This window comes from Aeromonas sp. S13(2024), assembly GCF_041402405.1.
GTDB classification, from domain to species: Bacteria; Pseudomonadota; Gammaproteobacteria; order Enterobacterales; family Aeromonadaceae; genus Aeromonas; species Aeromonas veronii.
Genome location: NZ_JBGLRA010000001.1, coordinates 403,654 through 418,070 on the forward strand (window position 1 = coordinate 403,654; position 14,417 = coordinate 418,070).

Below are 14,417 nucleotides of genomic sequence, written 5' to 3' on the forward strand. Positions count from 1 at the left end.
GATAAAACGGGGTGTTTGGGTGATAAATGTATTCCTGGTCGATGATCATGAGCTGGTGCGTACAGGGATAAGACGCATTCTTGAAGATGTGCGCGGGATCAAGGTGGTGGGTGAGGCACAGAGCGGCGAGACAGCAGTTACGTTCTGTCGCCAACACCATCCGGACGTGATCCTGATGGACATGAACATGCCGGGTATTGGCGGTCTGGAAGCGACCCGCAAAATTCTGCGGATCCGCCCCGATGTGCGCATCATAGTGCTGACCATTCATTCAGAAAATCCGTTCCCCACCAAGGTGATGCAGGCAGGCGCCGCCGGTTACCTGACCAAGGGGGCTGCTCCCGACGAGATGATCCAGGCGATCCGGCTGGTGCACTCCGGTCAGCGTTACATCTCCCCGGAGATTGCCCAGCAGATGGCCCTCAGCCAGTTTGCCTCCGCTGACGAGAATCCCTTCAAGTCCCTCTCCGAGCGCGAGCTGCAGATCATGATGATGATCACCAAGGGGCAGAAGGTGACCGATATCTCCGAGCAGCTCAATCTGAGCCCGAAGACGGTCAACAGCTACCGCTATCGTCTGTTTAGCAAGCTGGGGATCAACGGTGACGTGGAACTGACCCATCTGGCCATTCGCTATGGCATGCTGGATGCCGATACCCTCTAATCGGGTGGCGTGTGGTCACAAAGGCGGCGCGTGCCGCCTTTTTGCTTTTCTGCCCTTTTGCTTTTCAGGCGGCGGGGGCAGTATGCTCTGCCCGTCAATTTTTGCCTTTGTGTGAGCCGAGTAGCTGATGACCCTCTCTCCCGAACCTCTCTTCGACAGCAAGGCGTTTCTGAGCGCCGTCACCCATCAAAGTGGCGTCTACCGCATGTATGACAGCGGTGGCACCGTGATCTACGTGGGCAAGGCCAAGGATCTGAAAAAGCGGCTCGCCTCCTACTTTCGCACCAACGTCGACAGCATCAAGACTCGCACCCTGGTGCGCCAGATCGCCGATATCCAGGTCACCGTCACCCACACCGAGACTGAGGCGCTGATCCTCGAGCACAATCTCATCAAGCAGTACCAGCCCCGTTATAACGTGCTGCTGCGGGACGACAAATCCTACCCCTGGATCATCATCACTGCGCACCAGCATCCACGCATCGGCGTCCATCGCGGTGCCCGCAAGGTGAAGGGGGAGTACTTCGGCCCGTACCCCTCTGGTGGCGCGGTGCGCGAGAGTTTGCACCTGATGCAGAAAATATTTCCGGTACGCCAGTGCGAGGATGCGGTCTATGCCAACCGCACCCGTCCCTGCCTGCTCTACCAGCTCAAGCGTTGCGCTGGCCCTTGTGTTCCTGGACTGGTGAGCGAAGCCGAATATGCCCAGCAGGTGGAGCTGGCCAAGCTGTTTCTGGCGGGCAAGAACCAGCAGGTGATTGGCGAGCTGGTGGGCAAGATGGAGTCCGCCAGCGGCGATCTGCGCTTTGAAGAGGCAGCCCGCTATCGGGATCAGATCCTGGCGCTGCGCCGGGTTACCGAACAGCAGTCGGTGAGCGGCAACGTGCTGGACGAGCTGGATGTGGTGGGGGTCGCCTTCCAGCAAGGTGCGGCCTGCATCCACGTGCTCTTTATCCGTCAGGGCAAGGTGCTCGGCTCGCGCAGCTACTTCCCGAAAGTGCCGGCTGACACCCCGCTCGACGAGGTGGTGCAATCCTTCCTGCTGCAGTTCTATCTGTCGGGGCAGGGGGGACGGCAAATCCCGAGCGAGGTGCTGCTCGACGTGGCGTTGGAGGACGAGAGCGTCATCGCCGAGACCCTGAGCCAGACCGCCGGTTACAAGGTGCGGGTGGTGAGCCGAACTCGCGCCGAGCGGGCCCGTTTTATCAAGCTTGCCTCCATCAATGCCGAGACGGCGCTGCGCTCGCGGCTTGCTCACAAGAGCACCATTACTGCTCGCTACGATCAGCTGGAAGAGCTGCTGGAGCTGGAGCGCCCCATCGCCCGCATGGAGTGTTTCGATATCTCCCACACCATGGGGGAGCGCACGGTGGCCTCTTGCGTGGTGTTCAACCGGGAGGGGCCGCTCTCATCGGAATATCGTCGCTTCAATATCGACGGCATCACCGGCGGTGATGACTACGCGGCGATGGAGCAGGCGCTGGAGCGCCGCTTTGGCAAGCAGCAGGAGCCGGACAAGGTGCCGGACGTGCTGTTTATCGACGGTGGCCTCGGCCAGTTGCGCCGCGCCGAAGAGATCCTGGCCCGTCAGCTGGAGTTCCTCGGCGGCAAATATCCGCTGCTGGTGGGGATTGCCAAGGGGGTCACCCGCAAGGCCGGGTTGGAAACTCTCATCATGGGGGAGAGCCACGAAGAGTTGCATTTGCCGGCAGATATGCCCGCTTTGCACCTTATTCAACATATTCGCGATGAATCCCACCGTTTTGCCATTACCGGCCACCGTGCCAGACGGGCCAAGGCCCGCACCAGCAGCAGTCTGGAGGATATTCCGGGGGTGGGGCCAAAGCGGCGGCAGGCACTGCTCAAATATCTGGGCGGCCTGCAGGAGGTCAAAAAGGCGAGCGTGGATGAACTGGCCAAGGTACCCGGCATCAGTCAGGAGCTGGCCCAGACCATCCACGATGGCTTGCACAGCGCCTGAGCAGGGTTAGTGGCATGGCAAAATCGCTAACTCCTTGATGCACAAGAGCCGTGACGCGGGGGGGCCGTAAATGCCATAATGGCCCTCGCATTTTGAGAAGATTGATGGATTAAAAAGACCAAGACGGGCGCCAGTGCGGTTGCATCGCAAATCGGCTTTGGCGCACTATGTAGCGACGTACAAGAAGTGGCTGAAAATAATGACAAACATACCTAACCTGTTGACGTTTTTCCGGATTTTGCTCATTCCCGTCTTCGTCATCCTGTTCTATCTGCCTTATCAATGGTCCTATCTGGCTGCCGCCATCATCTTTATTCTGGCCGCTGCCACCGACTGGTTTGATGGCTATCTGGCTCGCAAGCTCAATCAGTCCACCGCCTTTGGCGCCTTCCTTGACCCCGTTGCCGACAAGATCATGGTCGCCGCCGCGCTGGTGGTCATCGTCGAACACTACAACACCATCTGGGTGACCATCCCCGCCATGACCATGATTGGCCGCGAGATCATCATCTCCGCCCTGCGTGAGTGGATGGCCGAGCTCGGCAAACGCTCCTCGGTGGCTGTCAGCTGGATTGGCAAGTGGAAGACCATGATCCAGATGGTGTCGCTCACCGGTCTTATCTGGCAATACAACGTCTGGATGGTGTGGCTCGCCTATGTGATGCTCTATGTCGCCACCGTGCTCACCTTCTGGTCGATGTTCCAGTACATGAAGGCCGCCTGGGGCGATCTGACCCACCACGCCAACTTGTGAGTCACCCGCGCTGCAAGGTGAGGTTTCCGCTGATTTGAGGCAGGAAACGGCCAAAGGCGCTAAAACTGTTCAAAAAGGGTAAAAAATGCCCGAACGATCAGGTAATTAAATATTTCTGGTTGACTGGGCGAGGAACATCGCTAGAATGCGTCCTCGTAGTCAGGCAGTCAGCCAGACCAATGCGGGAATAGCTCAGTTGGTAGAGCACGACCTTGCCAAGGTCGGGGTCGCGAGTTCGAGTCTCGTTTCCCGCTCCAAATTCAGACAATAGAGAGCCAACTCTCTTTTGCATGGCGCGTTAGCAAAGCGGTTATGCAGCGGATTGCAAATCCGTTTAGTCCGGTTCGACTCCGGAACGTGCCTCCATATTGACAAGCCCGCCACGCGAGCTTGATACCGATTGCGGTGCCCGAGTGGTGAAATCGGTAGACACAAGGGATTTAAAATCCCTCGACGTTCGCGTCGTGCCGGTTCGATTCCGGCCTCGGGCACCAGTTATTAATTTAAGCAATCAAAGAGTTACGAAAGGCCACTAGAAATAGTGGCCTTTTTATTTTTCCTCCGAATCCACATTTGATCCAAACAGGTGTTGTCCGGTAGAGCCTCCGGCGTTTAATTGCCAGTTCAAGCTCACTATCAGGCTTGCCACCCCCTGACTCGGTGGGGAATACAGATCGAGAACAAGGGATACAGCGGCCAGTCTGAATATTTCCTTGTCACGTAGCGGCTTGCTCATAAGACCTGCTGAATGACGTCAGTTTGAGGCTCTTGAAGTGTCAGGGAACGCGGGGCGATTAGCGTTGATATATTGGGTGTTTTTATACCGTTAGTGACAGATGGATGCGGTCTGTAAAAAGGGCGAGATCGTTCAGATCTCGCCCTTTTGTATCAATAAACCCGTCATCTCTGTCTTATCAGGTCAGGCACCCTGCTCCGGGCGGGCGTCCGGAATCAGCGGATCGGCTTTGCGGCGGCGCAGCAGGCGTACCAGCGGGGGCAGGGTGATCACTGCAATGGCCAGTACCAGCAGGGTCTGGCTGATGCCGCTGCTCCACAGGATTGCGGTGTCGCCATTGCTGATGGAGAGGGCGCGGCGCAGGTTCTGCTCCAGCATTTCACCCAGCACGAAGCCCAGAATGAGCGGTGACATGGGGAAGTGCATCTTGCGCAGCAGGTAGCCAAAGACCCCGAGGGCCACCATCAGCAACAGGTCGAAGGTGGTGCTGTGCACCGCATAGACTCCCACTGCCGAGACGCTGGCGATGGCGGGTACCAGAAACCAGAGCGGGATGGAGAGCATGCGGGTAAAGAGTCCCACCATGGGGATGTTCATCACCAGCAACATGACGTTGGCCAGCAAGAGGGCGGCGATCAGTCCCCACACCACATCGGGTTGTTCGGTGAACATGGTGGGGCCCGGGGTGATGTTGTAGAGGGTCAGCGCCCCCATCATGACCGCCGTGGTGCCCGACCCCGGCACCCCCAGGGTGAGCATGGGGATAAAGGAGCCACAGGCGGAGGCATTGTTGGCCGCCTCTGGCGCGGCCACACCGCGAATATCCCCTTCGCCGAATTTGGCATTGGGCCCCGCCAGCCGTTTCTCGCTCATGTAGGTGATGGCGCTCGCAATGGTGGCACCGGCGCCGGGCAGAATGCCGACGAAGAAGCCGATGGTGGAGGAGCGCAACATGGTGCCGGTGCAATGGACCAGCTCCTTGAAGTTGAACAGCATCCGTCCGGTGGTGCGCACCAGCTTGCCGCCACCGCTGGTGTGCTCCAGCATCAGCAGGATTTCGCTCACCGAGAAGAGGCCGATCACCACCACGATAAACTGCACCCCGTCCGAGAGGTGAACGCTGTCGAAGGTGAAGCGATAGACGCCGGTGTTGGCATCCACCCCGACGGTGGCGAGCCCCAGCCCAATCAGCGCCGCCATAAAGGATTTGAGCGGGTTCTGGCTCATCATGCTGCCAAGGCAGGCGATGGCGAACACCATCAGGGCGAAATACTCCGCCGGGCCGAAGGCCAGTGACCAGCGCGCCAGCGCCGGAGCGAACAGAATGATCCCGCCGATGGCGAGCAGGGAGCCGACAAAGGAGCTGACCGCCGAGATGGAGAGGGCAACTCCCGCCTTGCCCTGCTGGGCCATGGGGTAGCCATCCAGCGCGGTCATGATGGCGGCGGCATCCCCCGGCACGTTGAGCAGGATCGAGGAGATCCGCCCGCCATACTCACAACCGATATAGACGGTGGCGAGCAGAATGAGCGCCGATTCGGGGGGCAGTTTCAGGGCAAAAGCCAGCGGCAACAGGATGGCGACCCCGTTGATGGGGCCAAGGCCCGGCAGCAGACCGACTACGGTGCCGACAAAGCAGCCGATCAGGGCAATCACCAGATTCTCCGGGGTGAGTGCCACCGCAAAGCCCTGGGAGAGGTACATCCAGGTATCCATATTGACTCCTTAAGAGAACCAGACGCCGAGGGGCAGGGTGACATCCAGCAGCCGGTCGAAGGCGAGATAGAGCACCAGACCGCCGACAACGCCGGAGAGCAGGGCGGCTTTAGTAGAGGCGCCAAACAGGCGCCCCAGTACAAAGGTGAGCAGGGTGGTGGCCAGCGGAAAGCCCAGCCACTCGAAGCTGGCACCGTACCCGGCCATCGCCACCACCATGATGGCGAGGTGGCGCAGGGTACGCAGTGGCGGCCAGCTGACGGTGTCCGGCTGGCGGCGCAGCAGCAACAGGGCGCAGAGCGCCATCAGGCCAATGATGCCGAGGGGGAAGGGGCGTGGCCCCAGCGGCTCATAGCTGTATTCGCTCTGGATCTGCCAGGCGATGGCGGCGCCTGCCAGACAGAGCAGCAGCCAGATGGCGGCGAAGATGCGATCGCTCATGGCTGCGGCTCCTATTTGGCCAGACCGAAGGCTTTGGCCTGTTCGCGATATTGCGCCACCTGCTCCTTGACGTAGCTGTCGAGCGCCTCGCCGGTGAGGTCAAACTCGAACAGGCCGCGCAGATCCCGCTGCGCCTTGAAGGTGTCGGTCTTCACCAGCTGATCGAAGGTCTGCTTCCACCACTGGTATTCGCTGTCGCTTACCTTGGGGCCGACATAGAAGCCGCGGATCACCGGCCACACCAGGTCATAACCCTGCTCTTTGGCGGTGGGGATGGTGGCCAGCTTGCCGGGCAGCCGCTCGGCAGAGAACACCGCCAGCACACGCAGCTTGTCGCCGCCGATATAGGGCACCATCTCGCTCAAATCGCCGGAGACCGCCTGCACATGGTTGCCAAGCAGCGCGGTGACCGGCTCGCCACCCCCTTCAAAGGCGACGTAGCGCATCTTGTGGGGGTCAACCCCGGCCTGTTTGGCCAGCAGCGCCGTCTTCATCCAGTCCTGACTGCCGATGGAGGCACCCGCGCCGATCACCACACTGTTGGGATCGCGCTCCATGGCGCTCACCAGCTCCTTGAGGTTCTGATAGGGGGCATCGTGGCGCACCGCGATCATGCCGTAATCGGTGCCCACCGCCGCCAGCCAGCGCACATCATCCACCCCGTAACGGCCAAATTTGCCCTGGGAGAGGTTGAGCAGGGAGCCACCGGAGAAGGCGACCACGGTCCCCGCCTCGGCGGGGCGCTGGGCCACGATGGCGTTGTAGGCCACGGCGCCGACCCCGCCCGGCATATAGGTGACCCGCATCGGCTTGTCGATGGTGCCGGTCTCCTGCAGGCTCACCTGCAGCAGCTTGCAGGTGAGATCGAAACCACCGCCCGGTTTGGCCGGTGCGATGCATTCGGTACGGCTCGGGGTCGCGGCACTTTCGGCCGCCTGCAGTGGCAGGGCGCCGAGCAGGGTCAGCAGGGCGAGGGCATGACGTGTGCGTTGCTTCATGGTTGTGTGCTCCATCTTGTCGTTGTTTTTCCTGGGTGTGACTCCGTCGATAGACGAAGTGATGCGAAATTGTTAAAACAACAACCTTTCATTCACCTTTCAATCGCTGACCAAGAGCCGGGAGTGTGACCCTGATCGCACCTTCTCCCGCAATAGCAGTGATGAAGGGATGCAGTTGAAGCAGTGCGGCTGAATGCCGTGGTTAGGAACAAGGGGAGAGGGATGCGCTTGCTGTTGGCAGAAGATAATCACGAACTGGCCCACTGGCTGTCGCGGGCACTCACCAGCGCCGGTTTCGCGGTGGATTGGGTGGCTGACGGGGCTCAGGCTGATCACCTGCTGCGCCACGAACAGTACGCGCTGGCGGTGCTCGATATCGAGATGCCCAAGCTCGACGGGCTGGCGGTACTCGGCCGATTGCGCAGTAGGGGGCAGGGAGTGCCGGTGCTGCTGCTCACCGCCCGCGGCGCGGTGGAGGAGCGGATCTGCGGTCTCAATGCCGGAGCCGATGACTATCTGGCCAAGCCGTTCGATCTGGGGGAGCTGGATGCCCGGCTGCGAGCCCTGCTGCGGCGCAGCGAAAGTGGCGGTGCCGAGCTGCGGCTGGGTCGCCTGACCCTGCACCCCGACGGCTATTTTCTGCTGGCCGATGCCCGGCTGGCCCTGACTCCGCGCGAACTGGCGCTGCTGACAGCGCTGATGTATCGCCACGGGCGGCCCGTCGCCAAGGGGCAGCTGTTCGAGCAGGTGTTCAACCTCGATGACGAGGTAGGGCTCGACAGCATCGATCTCTATATCCACCGGCTGCGCAAAAAGCTGGTAGGCAGCGGGGTGGCGATCACCACCCTGCGCGGTCTCGGCTATCTGCTGGAAGCGGCGCCGGAGGCCTCCCATTAGTCGCTCCCTGCTCCATCAACTGCTGCTGTTTCTGGGGGGCCCCCTGCTGATCCTCTGGGCCGCCTCGGCCTGGTACAGCTACTACGGCGCGTTGGCGGCGGCCACCTCGGCCTATGATCGCACTCTGCTCGCCTCGGCCCGTACCGTTGCCGAGCGGCTGACGGCAGCCGAAGGCAGCCTCAGGGTGGATGTGCCCTATGTGGTGCTCGACAGCTTCGAGCGCAACATGCGCGATCGCCTCTTCTATCAGGTGCGCGGTATCGACGATAGGGTCATCTCCGGCTTTGACGACTTGCCCCCCATGCCGGACGGTACGCCACTGACCGACCGCTATCCGGCGCTCGCCTACTTCTATGACGGGCTTTATCAGGAGGCGCCGATCCGCGCCGTGATGCTGCTGCAACCGGTGGGTGAGGGGGGCGTCAACGGCATGGCCCGCATCACGGTGGCGGAAACCCTGCTCGGTCGCCAGCAGCTGGCGGAACAACTGCTCTGGTCGGCCCTGCTGACCCAGGGGGCGCTGGTGGTGCTCACCCTGCTGCTCGCTTATCTGTTGCTCAAACAGCTGCTCACCCCGATGCGCCGTCTGTCGCGGGAGATCCTGCGCCGCGATGCCGCCAATCTTGCCGCCTTACCCGACCTGCTCCCCTGGCAGGAGACCCGGCCGCTGGTGCAGGCGTTCAACCGCCAGCTGGCCCGATTGCGCCAGCTGGTGGCCCGGCAGGAGCGCTTTAGCGCCGATGCCGCCCATCAGCTGCGCACCCCGCTCACCATTTTGAAAACACAAGTGGAGGTGGCGCGCGGCAGTGGCGATCCGGCTCTGATGAGCGAAAGTCTCGATGCCATGGCCGTGCGGCTCGATCACACCATCGCCCTGACCGAACGGCTCCTGCTGCTGGCGCGACTCAAATCGGACGAGTGCTCCGGGCTGCGCCAGCGTGAGCCCATGGAGTTGACGGCGCTGGTGCAGCAGGCCTGTCTGTCACGGCTGGCGCAGGCCCGCAGCAAGGGGATCGATCTCGGTTACGAGGGGGAGGAGTCCGCCATCATGGTGGCGGGGGAGCCGCTGCTGCTCGGGGAGCTCTGTGCCAACCTGCTCGACAACGCCATCAAATACACCCCACCCCACGGCACCGTGACGGCGCGGGTGGTGCGAAGCAACGGGCAGATCTGGCTGGAGGTGGAGGATAGTGGTCCCGGCATCGCCCCCGAGCTGGCGGAACGGGTCTGGCAGCCGTTCCAGCGCCTCGAGCAGGGCAGCGAACAGCCGGGAGCGGGGCTTGGTCTGGCGCTGGTGCGCGATATCGCCCACTACCACCACGGCGAAGTTGTGCTGCTGCCGAGCACCCAGCTGGGGGGCTTGCTGGTGAGGCTGATCTTGCCGTTGGCAATATCGTGAGGGCGATAAAAAAAGAGAGGGCACCTCTCGGTGCCCTGTTTATCTACACATAGATGGCGTTGGGGGTCAGCTGCGGATCTTGTTGAAGACAAACAGGACGATAAGGGCACCCACGGTCGCCAGCGCAATGCTCGGGATATTGAAACCGGTCACCGAGCCCAGCCCCAGCAGGGTTCCCACATAGCCGCCAACCATGGCACCGACAATCCCCAGCAGGGCGGTCATGAAGAAACCACCACCGTCGCGGCCCGGCATGATCCACTTCGCCAGAATACCCACCAACAGTCCCAATACGATCCAGGTGATAAAGCCCATGGATTAATCCTCTCTGTGTGTTTGAGCCCGCATTATAGGCAGGGATGCCGGGATGCGAAGGGCCGGATGGCGCTGGCTGGTCACAAGCTGTCGGACGGCGGCCGGCGCTGGTCGGGCTGCACAGTCCGTTATGAGCGGCTGAATGGCGGTATGTGCGCCGCCAAACAGGGGCGGGGATGGCCCACGTAAAGGCCAAGATGAGAAAAGCCCCGCGAGCGGGGCCGGGTTTGTGACGGGGTTGCCCCCTCACTTCTTGAGGTATTTTCTGATCGCCTTGCCTGAGGTGCCGACTGCCTTGACCGCCCGTTTCAGCTGGACTTCGGTGCACTCGAACATTTTGATCCACTGCTTCATCTCATAGGGATCGTTGACATTGATCTTCTTGGCATCGAACGGGTGAGCGACCGCATTGCTGTCAGGCATATAAACCTCAACTTGTTGAAATAGCTGGCGAGAAAGATGTTTCTGCCTGAGCGCCATCATCCTCTCAATTGGCAAGGGGCAAGGTGACGGGGTTCACACAACCCGGGGCCTGAAGGAGGAGTGCAGGTTTGCTTTGCTGATCTGTGAGCGATCACCACTTATTCGCTCGCGCCTGATGGGCAGTGAACCGGACGGCGCGAACGATGGGAAGTGATGGGGGCCGGCGCTTGGTGGTCAACCGGACTGGCGGGCTATCAAGCCTCTGCCAGCGCCCGCATTTCCAGCCGCTGCTCGCCGGGGCGGCAGACCAGCACCGAGCCTTGCTCGAACCAGTCTCCCAGCACGATGCGCCGCGCGGGGTGGCCATCGAGGGTGAAGTCGTGGATGGCGGGTCTGTGGGTGTGGCCGTGGATCATCATTCGGCAGTCGTGGGCGCGCAGGGTGTCGTCAACCGCCGCGGGCGTTACATCCATGATGATCTGGCTCTTGTGGGCATTTTCCATCTGGCTTTGGCCGCGCATCTTGCAGGCGATGGCCTGACGGCGGGCGAGCGGCAGCCGTAAAAAGAGCCAGCGCAGCCATTTGAGCTGGGTGATGCGACGAAACTTCTGATACCCCTCATCCAGGGTGCAGAGCAGATCGCCGTGGCTCAGCACTACCCGCTCCCCATAGAGGTCGATAACGCAAGGGTCACCCAGCAATGTCATCCCAGCGCGCTTGGCAAACTGTTGCCCCAGCAGAAAGTCACGGTTGCCGTGGATAAAGTAGATGGGCACGTTCTGCTGGCTCAGGGCCAAGAAGGCATCGGCCATCTGTTGATGAAGCGGATTGGGGTCATCGTCGCCAATCCAGAATTCGAAGAGATCCCCCAGCACATAGAGGGCATCGGCGCCGGGGGCGTCGTGCTCGAGAAAGCGCACCAGTGCCGCGGTCATATCGGGCCGCTGGGCAGAGAGGTGAATGTCACTGATAAAGAGGGTGTTCATGATGTGGGGGTCGGGCTCTCGGTCGAAACAGGGCAAACGGGGGTGGCAGAGATAGTAGAAACAACGGGGGATGAATAGTGCGCTGCGGGCGCCATCGCGCCAGTTGAGGTATGGATATCGTCACGGGATGGCGGCTGCCATGACAGCTCGGCCAGATTTCGTTCCTCCAGCATCAGCAGCGCTTCATAAGGATCGCCCGCCAGACCCAGCAACCGGCACATGGCCGCCTCCCCTTTTAGTCCCTCTTCAAGGCGCAGACGTAGTACGTCGCGGTAGAAGGCATCACCAAAACGCTCTAGCAGGGCCGCCATCAAGGTGAGGTGGCGCCAGCCGTTCTGCATCTCGATGGGGGCGGGGGTGACATAGAGCTCCAGCGGCCAGCTGGCCTCGCTCTTGTCAGAACCGCTATTAGCACAGCTCTGGTCGAGGCAGGCAAAGGTGCGCTCCAGCAGCCAGATATTGTCGCCCTTGGCGCTTGCTTGCCAACCTTGAGCCTCGAGCGTCGCGGCAAACTCGGCGGGATCTGGATGCTGGCAGAGAATATCGAGATCGCTGCCGGGCCGATCGAGGCCGATGGCGAGCGTGCTCACCAGCGCCAGATCGGCGCACTGCGCGGCCAGCTCATCCCACACACCGGCGGTGAGCAGGGCATGGGCCGAGCGCTGGCGCGGGTTGCCGTGGGCCAGATAGTCGAGGCGGCGCCAGTTTGGGCTGGCAGTGGGGGAGGCAGATGGAAAAACTGCGGCCGGGGCCGCAGTTTTGTCAGTGCCGAGTCGGCAGAGATCAGTCAGCAAGGGTCACCTTGGTGATCACCACGTCTTCTACCGGCACATCCTGATGGATGCGGCCGTAGTTACCGGTCTTGACGCCCTTGATCTTGTTGACCACGTCCATACCGGCGGTCACTTCACCAAATACGCAGTAGCCGAAGCCCTGGGTAGTGGCGGATTTGAAGTCGAGGAAGTCGTTGTTGTTCACGTTGATGAAGAACTGGGCGCTGGCAGAGTGCGGCTCCATGGTGCGGGCCATGGCGATGGTGCCGATCTTGTTGGAGAGGCCATTGGCCGCTTCGTTCTTGATGGGAGCGCGGGTGTCTTTCTCTTCAAAGCCCGGGGCATAGCCGCCGCCCTGGATCATGAAGCCGTCGATGACGCGGTGGAAAATGGTGTTGTCGTAGTGACCGTCACGGCAGTATTGCAGGAAGTTGGCCACGGTTTCCGGGGCTTTTTCAGCGTTCAGGGTGAGGGTGATGTCGCCGTGATTGGTGTGCAGAGTGACCATGATATGTCCTTTCATTTGATGCGGACGACGAAGTGCCCGCAGGTGTATGGCATAAAGTGGTGGCAATTCTAGCCCATCAGGGGCTGGCGGCATAGTCTCTCTGGCGCCGTAACCGTGCTGGCAGGCGGGATTGGCCCGCTTTTCTGCCTCGTTTTCTGCCCCTGAACGGGGTATTATGACCAACCATTTTACTCACAGGCAGTGGTTAGAAGATGCTGAAGATATACAACACACTCACTCGTCAAAAAGAAGAATTCAAACCTATCCACCCGGGCAAGGTGGGCATGTATGTGTGTGGTGTCACCATCTACGATCACTGTCATATCGGCCACGGCCGCACCTTCGTCGCCTTTGATGTGGTCGCTCGCTACCTGCGTTACGCCGGTTACGACCTCACCTATGTGCGCAACATCACCGACGTGGATGACAAGATCATCAAGCGCGCCGCTGAAACCCGCGTCACCTGCGACGAGCTGACCGAGCGTCTGATTGGCGACATGCACGCCGACTTCGACGCCCTCGGCATGGTGCGCCCGGATATCGAACCGCGCGCCACCCAGCACATCGAAGAGATCATCGAGCTGGTGCAATCCCTGCTGGAAAAAGAGCACGCCTACGTGGCGGATAACGGCGACGTGATGTTTATCGTCGAATCCTACGCCGACTACGGCAAGCTCTCCGGCCAGGATCTGGAGCAGCTGCAAGCCGGTGCCCGCGTTGACGTGGTGGATGCCAAGCGCAACCCGCTCGACTTCGTGCTGTGGAAGATGTCGAAGCCCGGCGAGCCGACCTGGGAAAGCCCCTGGGGCCCGGGTCGTCCTGGCTGGCACATCGAGTGCTCCGCCATGAACTCCAAGCACCTTGGCAACCACTTCGACATCCACGGCGGCGGCTCCGATCTGCAGTTCCCGCACCACGAGAACGAGATCGCTCAGTCCTGCTGCGCCCACGGTGGCGACTACGTCAACACCTGGATGCACAGCGGCATGGTGATGGTGGATAAAGAGAAGATGTCCAAATCCCTTGGCAACTTCTTCACCATCCGCGACGTGCTGGCCCACTACGACGCCGAAACCGTCCGTTACTTCCTGATGTCTGGCCACTACCGCAGCCAGCTCAACTACTCGGAAGATAACCTCAAGCAAGCCCGCGCCGCGCTGGAGCGCATGTACACCGCCCTGCGCGATCTGCCGGTCGCCGCGGCTGCCGGTGGCGACGAGCAGGTGGCTCGCTTCAAAGAGGCGATGGACGACGACTTCAACACCCCGGAAGCCTACTCCGCCCTGTTCGATCTGGTACGCGAGATCAACCGCCAGAAGGGTGAAGATATGGCCGTTGCCGCCGCGCTGGGTGCCCGTCTGCGCGAACTGGGCGCCGTGCTCGGCATCCTGCAGCAAGACCCCGAGGCTTTCTTGAAGGGTGATGAAGCGGACGAAGAGGTTGCCGAGATCGAACGTCTGATCGCCGAGCGCAATCAGGCCCGTGCCGACAAGAACTGGGCTGCTGCCGATGCCGCCCGCAACCGTCTCACCGAGATGGGCATTGTGCTGGAAGACAGCGCCGGCAAGACCAGCTGGCGCCGTGCCTAAAGTCGGTTGGCCTTGTTGGCGTCTGGTGCCAACAGGTTGAGCCAATAAAAAAACCGCAGCGCTAGGGCTGCGGTTTTTTTGTGGTCTGCCGGAGGGCTGACACCTTCCCTCTCTCCTGAATGGCATGGCTTCGCCATGCAGGATGCGAGGGCGCTGCCCTCGAAGAGGTTTCGCCGCCGCTACGCGGCTTGGCGAGTGACTTTTGAAAGACCGCTCTCTTTGGCAAATAAGACCAAA

At 61.0% G+C, this 14,417-nt stretch carries 14 protein-coding genes and 3 tRNA genes; 9 read left to right on the forward strand and 8 right to left on the reverse strand.

Features of this window, described 5'->3' with window-relative positions:
- Positions 1-19: 19 nt before the first annotated feature.
- From uvrY to ACB042_RS01860, 6 genes are all read left to right on the forward strand, one after another.
- Positions 20-664: a UvrY/SirA/GacA family response regulator transcription factor gene (gene uvrY / locus ACB042_RS01835; protein ID WP_005337448.1), complete on the forward strand. Its 645-nt coding sequence runs from the start codon at positions 20-22 to the stop codon at positions 662-664.
- 127 nt (positions 665-791) lie between these two features.
- A complete protein-coding gene (gene uvrC / locus ACB042_RS01840; RefSeq protein ID WP_042081980.1) occupies positions 792-2,645 on the forward strand; it encodes an excinuclease ABC subunit UvrC in 1,854 nt (617 codons plus the stop codon).
- Between the two features lie 199 nt (positions 2,646-2,844).
- On the forward strand, positions 2,845-3,399 hold the full coding sequence (pgsA, locus tag ACB042_RS01845) for a CDP-diacylglycerol--glycerol-3-phosphate 3-phosphatidyltransferase (RefSeq protein ID WP_031227442.1): 555 nt from the start codon (positions 2,845-2,847) through the stop codon (positions 3,397-3,399).
- A 181-nt stretch (positions 3,400-3,580) separates the two neighbouring features.
- A tRNA-Gly gene (locus ACB042_RS01850) sits at positions 3,581-3,656 on the forward strand.
- A gap of 35 nt (positions 3,657-3,691) precedes the next feature.
- Positions 3,692-3,765, forward strand: a tRNA-Cys gene (locus ACB042_RS01855).
- A 41-nt stretch (positions 3,766-3,806) separates the two neighbouring features.
- Positions 3,807-3,893 (forward strand) — tRNA-Leu (locus tag ACB042_RS01860).
- 425 nt (positions 3,894-4,318) lie between these two features.
- On the opposite strand, the gene ACB042_RS01865 is transcribed toward ACB042_RS01860, so the two are convergent.
- The 3 genes from ACB042_RS01865 to ACB042_RS01875 are packed head-to-tail and all read right to left on the reverse strand — an operon-like array spanning position 4,319 to position 7,290.
- Positions 4,319-5,851, reverse strand: a complete 1,533-nt coding sequence (locus tag ACB042_RS01865; RefSeq protein WP_371177660.1) for a tripartite tricarboxylate transporter permease — start codon at positions 5,849-5,851, stop codon at positions 4,319-4,321.
- A gap of 9 nt (positions 5,852-5,860) precedes the next feature.
- Positions 5,861-6,292 carry a tripartite tricarboxylate transporter TctB family protein gene (locus ACB042_RS01870; protein WP_371177661.1) on the reverse strand — a complete coding sequence of 144 codons (432 nt, stop codon included), beginning with the start codon at positions 6,290-6,292 and terminating at the stop codon, positions 5,861-5,863.
- Positions 6,293-6,303: 11 nt separating this feature from the next.
- Positions 6,304-7,290, reverse strand: a complete 987-nt coding sequence (locus tag ACB042_RS01875) for a tripartite tricarboxylate transporter substrate binding protein (protein WP_042082378.1) — start codon at positions 7,288-7,290, stop codon at positions 6,304-6,306.
- 222 nt (positions 7,291-7,512) lie between these two features.
- On the opposite strand from ACB042_RS01875, the gene tctD reads away from it, so the two are divergent.
- Together tctD and ACB042_RS01885 are read left to right on the forward strand one after the other, a co-directional pair.
- Entirely contained in the window at positions 7,513-8,187 is a 675-nt protein-coding gene (gene tctD / locus ACB042_RS01880; protein WP_069530067.1) for a transcriptional regulator TctD, read from the forward strand.
- A gap of 49 nt (positions 8,188-8,236) precedes the next feature.
- A complete protein-coding gene (locus ACB042_RS01885) occupies positions 8,237-9,586 on the forward strand; it encodes a sensor histidine kinase (RefSeq protein ID WP_371177823.1) in 1,350 nt (449 codons plus the stop codon).
- A 66-nt stretch (positions 9,587-9,652) separates the two neighbouring features.
- Here ACB042_RS01885 and ACB042_RS01890 read toward each other — a convergent pair whose 3' ends face one another.
- The 5 genes from ACB042_RS01890 to ACB042_RS01910 all read right to left on the reverse strand — a co-directional run bounded on the left by ACB042_RS01890 (position 9,653) and on the right by ACB042_RS01910 (position 12,591).
- A complete protein-coding gene (locus ACB042_RS01890) occupies positions 9,653-9,901 on the reverse strand; it encodes a GlsB/YeaQ/YmgE family stress response membrane protein (protein ID WP_005359720.1) in 249 nt (82 codons plus the stop codon).
- A 246-nt stretch (positions 9,902-10,147) separates the two neighbouring features.
- Positions 10,148-10,324: a DUF3606 domain-containing protein gene (locus ACB042_RS01895; protein ID WP_005337420.1), complete on the reverse strand. Its 177-nt coding sequence runs from the start codon at positions 10,322-10,324 to the stop codon at positions 10,148-10,150.
- 254 nt (positions 10,325-10,578) lie between these two features.
- Positions 10,579-11,310, reverse strand: coding sequence for a UDP-2,3-diacylglucosamine diphosphatase (gene lpxH, locus ACB042_RS01900; RefSeq protein ID WP_371177662.1), 732 nt, complete (start codon positions 11,308-11,310; stop codon positions 10,579-10,581).
- Positions 11,307-12,104, reverse strand: a complete 798-nt coding sequence (locus tag ACB042_RS01905) for a DUF4269 domain-containing protein (RefSeq protein WP_371177663.1) — start codon at positions 12,102-12,104, stop codon at positions 11,307-11,309. The genes lpxH and ACB042_RS01905 overlap by 4 nt, the downstream gene beginning before the upstream one ends.
- On the reverse strand, positions 12,094-12,591 hold the full coding sequence (locus ACB042_RS01910) for a peptidylprolyl isomerase (protein ID WP_005337417.1): 498 nt from the start codon (positions 12,589-12,591) through the stop codon (positions 12,094-12,096). Before ACB042_RS01910 ends, ACB042_RS01905 begins: the two co-directional genes overlap by 11 nt.
- A 212-nt stretch (positions 12,592-12,803) precedes the next feature.
- Between ACB042_RS01910 and cysS the strand changes: the two genes are divergently transcribed.
- Positions 12,804-14,180 carry a cysteine--tRNA ligase gene (gene cysS / locus ACB042_RS01915; RefSeq protein ID WP_019445081.1) on the forward strand — a complete coding sequence of 459 codons (1,377 nt, stop codon included), beginning with the start codon at positions 12,804-12,806 and terminating at the stop codon, positions 14,178-14,180.
- Positions 14,181-14,417 lie beyond the last annotated feature (237 nt).

Excerpts from the sequence above, each read along its gene's own strand:
- uvrC (WP_042081980.1), top strand. The coding sequence starts at position 792 with ATGACCCTCTCTCCCGAACCTCTCTTCGACAGCAAGGCGTTTCTGAGC.
- pgsA (WP_031227442.1), top strand. The coding sequence starts at position 2,845 with ATGACAAACATACCTAACCTGTTGACGTTTTTCCGGATTTTGCTCATT.
- ACB042_RS01865 (WP_371177660.1), bottom strand. The coding sequence starts at position 5,851 with ATGGATACCTGGATGTACCTCTCCCAGGGCTTTGCGGTGGCACTCACC.
- ACB042_RS01870 (WP_371177661.1), bottom strand. The coding sequence starts at position 6,292 with ATGAGCGATCGCATCTTCGCCGCCATCTGGCTGCTGCTCTGTCTGGCA.
- ACB042_RS01875 (WP_042082378.1), bottom strand. The coding sequence starts at position 7,290 with ATGAAGCAACGCACACGTCATGCCCTCGCCCTGCTGACCCTGCTCGGC.
- tctD (WP_069530067.1), top strand. The coding sequence starts at position 7,513 with ATGCGCTTGCTGTTGGCAGAAGATAATCACGAACTGGCCCACTGGCTG.
- ACB042_RS01890 (WP_005359720.1), bottom strand. The coding sequence starts at position 9,901 with ATGGGCTTTATCACCTGGATCGTATTGGGACTGTTGGTGGGTATTCTG.
- ACB042_RS01895 (WP_005337420.1), bottom strand. The coding sequence starts at position 10,324 with ATGCCTGACAGCAATGCGGTCGCTCACCCGTTCGATGCCAAGAAGATC.
- lpxH (WP_371177662.1), bottom strand. The coding sequence starts at position 11,310 with ATGAACACCCTCTTTATCAGTGACATTCACCTCTCTGCCCAGCGGCCC.
- ACB042_RS01910 (WP_005337417.1), bottom strand. The coding sequence starts at position 12,591 with ATGGTCACTCTGCACACCAATCACGGCGACATCACCCTCACCCTGAAC.
- cysS (WP_019445081.1), top strand. The coding sequence starts at position 12,804 with ATGCTGAAGATATACAACACACTCACTCGTCAAAAAGAAGAATTCAAA.